This window comes from Hansschlegelia beijingensis, from assembly GCF_045505405.1.
In the GTDB taxonomy this organism is placed as follows: domain Bacteria; phylum Pseudomonadota; class Alphaproteobacteria; order Rhizobiales; family Methylopilaceae; genus Methylopila; species Methylopila beijingensis_A.
Genome location: NZ_JBJKEX010000307.1, coordinates 1 through 3700, shown reverse-complemented (window position 1 = coordinate 3700; position 3700 = coordinate 1). Strand labels below are relative to the sequence as shown.

At 67.5% G+C, this 3700-nt stretch carries 2 protein-coding genes and 1 pseudogene; all 3 read right to left on the bottom strand.

The features are described from left to right. Positions 1-70: 70 nt before the first annotated feature. Complete coding sequence (locus ACIKT0_RS14860) at positions 71-2191, bottom strand: sodium-translocating pyrophosphatase (RefSeq protein WP_407106091.1); 2121 nt, start codon at positions 2189-2191, stop codon at positions 71-73. Between the two features lie 221 nt (positions 2192-2412). Next, positions 2413-3255, bottom strand: a complete 843-nt coding sequence (locus tag ACIKT0_RS14855; protein ID WP_407106090.1) for a lytic murein transglycosylase — start codon at positions 3253-3255, stop codon at positions 2413-2415. A gap of 155 nt (positions 3256-3410) precedes the next feature. Next, a pseudogene (locus tag ACIKT0_RS14850) lies at positions 3411-3700 on the bottom strand (thiamine-phosphate kinase); the annotation flags it as partial.

The following is a 3700-nucleotide window of genomic DNA, read 5'->3' as shown; positions in this document are numbered from 1 at the left end:
GGCGGCAGGCCGCCGCCCCGGCCTGACAGGCTCCGCCCCGGCGAGCGCCGGGACGGAGCCGAGGCTATCGTCAGCCCGCGTGTGCGAGGACCGCGAGCAGCAGCAGCGCGACGATGTTCGTGATCTTGATCATTGGGTTCACGGCCGGGCCGGCGGTGTCTTTGTAGGGATCGCCGACCGTGTCGCCGGTCACGGCCGCCTTGTGGGCGTCCGAGCCCTTGCCGCCGTGATGGCCGTCTTCGATGTACTTCTTGGCGTTGTCCCAGGCGCCGCCGCCCGAGGTCATGGAGAGCGCGACGAACAGCCCGGTGACGATGACGCCGAGCAGCATGGCTCCGACGGCGGAGAACGCCTCGTTCTTCCCGGCCACGCCGAGCACCACAAAGTAGGCGAAGATCGGCGAGAGCACCGGCAACAGCGACGGGATGATCATCTCCTTGATCGCCGCCTTGGTCAGCAGGTCGACCGCGCGGCCGTAATCCGGGCGATCCGTGCCTTTCATGATGCCGGGCTTCTCCCGGAACTGGCGTCGGACCTCCTCGACGATCGCGCCGGCCGCCCGGCCGACCGCCGTCATCCCCATCGCGCCGAACAGGAACGGCAGCATTCCGCCGAACAGCAACCCGACGACGACGTATGGGTTCGCCAGCGAGAAATCGAGCTTCACGTCGGCGAAGTAGGGATACTCGGAGGCGTTCGCGATGAAGTGGTTGAGGTCCGAGGTGTAGGCGGCGAACAGCACGAGCGCGCCGAGGCCGGCCGAGCCGATCGCGTAGCCCTTGGTGACGGCCTTGGTGGTGTTGCCCACGGCGTCGAGAGCGTCCGTCGACGTGCGCACCTCCGCCGGCAGGCCGGCCATCTCGGCGATGCCGCCGGCGTTGTCCGTCACCGGGCCGAAGGCGTCGAGCGCGACCACGAAGCCCGCAAGCGCCAGCATCGCTGTGACGGCGATGGCGATGCCGAACAGGCCCGCCAGCGAGTGGGTCACGATGATACCCGCGATGATGACGAGCGCCGGCAGGGCCGTCGCCTCGAGCGACACAGCGAGGCCCTGGATGACGTTGGTGCCATGGCCGGTGATCGACGCCGCCGCTATCGACCTGACCGGGCGATACCCGGTCCCGGTGTAGTACTCGGTGATCACGACGATCAGGCCCGTGATGATCAGGCCCACGACCGCGCAGAGGAAAAGATCCCACCCGGTGAAGGTCGCGCCTGTCGAGGTGGTGTATTCGGTCCCGAAGCCCACAAGAGCGGCCGTGGCGATCGCGATGCCGACGAGCGAGAGGCCGGCCGAGACCCCGAAGCCGCGGTAGAGCGCGCCCATGATCGACTGGTTCGCCGGCAGCTTCACGAAGAACGTGCCGGCGATCGAGGTGACGATGCAGGCGGCGCAGATGCCGAGCGGGTAGAGGATCAGGCTCGAAAGCGCCGGGTTCCCGGCGAAGAAGATGGAGGCGAGCACCATGGTGGCGACGACCGTCACCGCATAGGTCTCGAACAGATCGGCCGCCATGCCTGCGCAATCGCCGACATTGTCGCCGACATTGTCGGCGATCGTGGCCGGGTTGCGCGGGTCGTCCTCGGGGATGCCCGCCTCGACCTTGCCGACGAGGTCGCCGCCGACATCGGCGCCCTTGGTGAAGATGCCGCCTCCGAGGCGCGCGAAGATCGAGATCAGCGAGGCGCCGAAGCCGAGGGCCACGAGGGCGTCGATGACGACGCGGTCGCTGCTGGCATGGCCGAGGAAGGAGGTCAGGATGGCGTAGTAGATCGCGACCCCCAGCAGAGCGAGGCCGGCGACCAGCATGCCGGTGACGGCGCCCGACTTGAAAGCCACTTCGAGGCCGGCTCCGAGCGACCTCGTCGCCGCCTGCGCGGTCCGCACATTCGCCCGCACCGACACGTTCATGCCGATGAAGCCGGCGGCGCCGGACAGCACCGCGCCGATGAGGAAGCCGACCGCCACCGTCAGCGACAGGAAATACGCAAGAAGAACGAAGATGACGACGCCGACTATTCCGATCGTCGTGTACTGGCGCTTCAAGTAAGCCTGGGCGCCTTCGGCGATCGCCGCGGCGATCTCCTGCATTCGCGGACTGCCGGCGTCGGCCTCAAGCAGCGAGCGGGTCGCCCATACGCCGTATACGATTGATAACAGTCCGAGAAGGACGATGAGCGTCAGCGCCATTGTCTCTGTTCCTTGAACGCGTTTCCAGCCGCGACCCACCGGAAGCCGTTCCGGCCGAAGCCGGGGCTTTTTTGTCCATGTTGGGCTTGTATTCCCCGCCCGCCCGAAAGGTCACAGGGAGGCTGCCAGATGCGTTCAACTTCCGCAATGCGGCGAACAAGATGAAGCGGCGCGACCAACCAAGGTCGAACGCCTGCGGAAAGCCGCGCCGCTCCTGACGCTCAGCGCCCGGCGCTGTTGTGGCCCGTGGCCGCGGCGATCTTCGTGGCGAGCAGAGCGATGGTCCGCTGATAGACGCTCGAGCGGTTCCACTCCCTGAAGACCGCGAAGTTCGCCGAGCCTTCCTCCCAGCCGCCGCCGGCGCGCCAGCCATAGCCCTGCAGATAGGCGCCGATGGACGCGATCGTGTCAGCGCCGGAACGCACCAGGTCGCGACGGCCGTCGCCATCGCCGTCGGTCGCGAACTTCAGGTAGGAGCTCGGGAGGAACTGCGCCTGGCCAAGCTCGCCATGGGCCGCGCCACGCATCTCCGACATGGTGAGGTCGCCGCGGTCGACGATCTTCATCGCCGCGATCAGCTCACGCTGGAACATCTCGGTGCGACGGCAGTCATAGGCCAGCGTCGCGAGGCCGTTGAAGACCGGCTTCTTGCCCTGCACCTGGCCGAAATCGGTCTCGAGCCCCCAGATCGCGAGGATCACCGGGGCCGGCACGCCGGTGCGCTGCTCGGTCCGCTGCAGCACCGCGCCATAGCGCGCCATCCGGGACTTGGCGGCGTTCACGCGCGCATTGGAGGCCATGCGGGCGGAGAACTGCTCGAAGCTCTGCTTGAAGACCTTCTGGTTGCGGTCAAACGCGATCAGATTGCGGTCGTAGCTGACGTTCCCGAGAGCCGCCTCGGCCGTGCGGGCGGAAACGCCCTGCGCCTGGGCCTCGGCCTTGAAGGCCTGCACCCACTGCTGGAAGCCTTCGCCCGTGTTGCCGCAGCTCGCGGCCGAGGCCGATCCGGTCGCCGCGGCCGCCAGCAGGATCGCAACCGTCACTGAAGTCTTCATCTTATGCATGTCGGCTCCGCCGCGTTGTCCAAACCCATGAACGGCCACGAATTCCCGTTTCAGCGGCGCAGGTCCGCGGACCACTCTGCTTCGGAAACGCGCGATTGTTTTGCTTTATAGGACGGGCCGCTCAGAAATCGCCCATCACGAAGCCACGCACATGGTTAGAAATGCGTGAAGGAGCCGCGTCCGAGATCCAGCGGCCGGCCCTGCCTGTCGATCTCGATCCCCCCGCCCTCGACGAGGGCGCCGATGTCAGTGACCGCGATCCCGGTCGCGGCCGCTTCGAACTCGAAGGCTGGAGCATCGCCGGGATCGATCGCAATCAGCAGCTCATAATCGTCGCCGCCCGTCAGCGCCGCGGCGAGCGCCGCCTCGTCATGCTCCACCGCCCTGGCGACGGCGCGCGAGACAGGCACCCGCGCGGCGTCGATCACCACGCCGCAGCGAGAGG